An 839-nucleotide genomic window follows, 5' to 3' on the forward strand; every position below is an offset into this window, starting at 1 on the left:
GCTACGAAAGCTGGAAAGAAGATCACAAAGCTAATTCAGAGTCAACTCCAGTATTGGATTGCAGGTTTGCCTAATTACATCAAGGCTTATCTGTCAATTTCAAGCTGCGAAAGTTGAGTAAATAATTCCACCTAACTGAAAAATATCTGCATTAGGATTTTTAAAGAGGATTTCGTCTGCTGTTGGATTGTGTGTTGCAGCTGATTGTTCAGAAGGGACTCCTTCAGACTGATTACATCCTGTAAGAATGAATAATACAACAAAGAACGTAGCGAGTATTCTCATCACTGAAACCGGCACCCCCTTATCAAAAAGAACGTGCAATTTACTCAAATAGTTGCAAATATGGGGGGAACCTCGTTTAATCGTTATATGCACCCCGTTGTTGAAACCTGTCCGTTAGTTTAATAAAGAAATGGAGCAGCTGCCATAGCGAGCTGCCCTTGTATGTTCAACTATCGTTACCCGTCCCTCGTTTTTAAGGATTTATCTCACATATACTCACTCATTCGCAGGATTTCGTCACCTTGGATCAAGTCCATCTCAGATAGCAACGCAGTTGATGCCGTTTGAGGTGGTGGGCTGGGCATGCGGAAATAGAGGAACACTCAGGAAATATTCCCCAGGCTTTCTCTACTGCACGCATACTCCACATAATCCCTGGAGGTTCACCCTCCCACAACTCAACGGGTCAATGCCCTTACATTCCTTCGTTATACTTGTCCAAGTTGTGGAGACCGATAGCGTTTAGCGGATGGGTCTGAGCCCTTTTGGGTAACGAACTCGGTCCTCCGTGCTTTCTTTGTGAAATCCTGCGAATGAGTCAATATACGTGATGC

The 839-nt window shown here is 43.9% G+C and carries 1 protein-coding gene; it reads right to left on the bottom strand.

What is annotated here, in order from left to right; translation table 11 throughout:
• Positions 1 to 99: 99 nt before the first annotated feature.
• Positions 100 to 288, bottom strand: a complete 189-nt coding sequence (locus RCO25_RS34630) for a hypothetical protein (protein WP_309000575.1) — start codon at positions 286 to 288, stop codon at positions 100 to 102.
• Positions 289 to 839 lie beyond the last annotated feature (551 nt).

Source organism: Paenibacillus sp. LHD-38 (assembly GCF_031157315.1).
Classification (GTDB): Bacteria; Bacillota; Bacilli; order Paenibacillales; family Paenibacillaceae; genus Pristimantibacillus.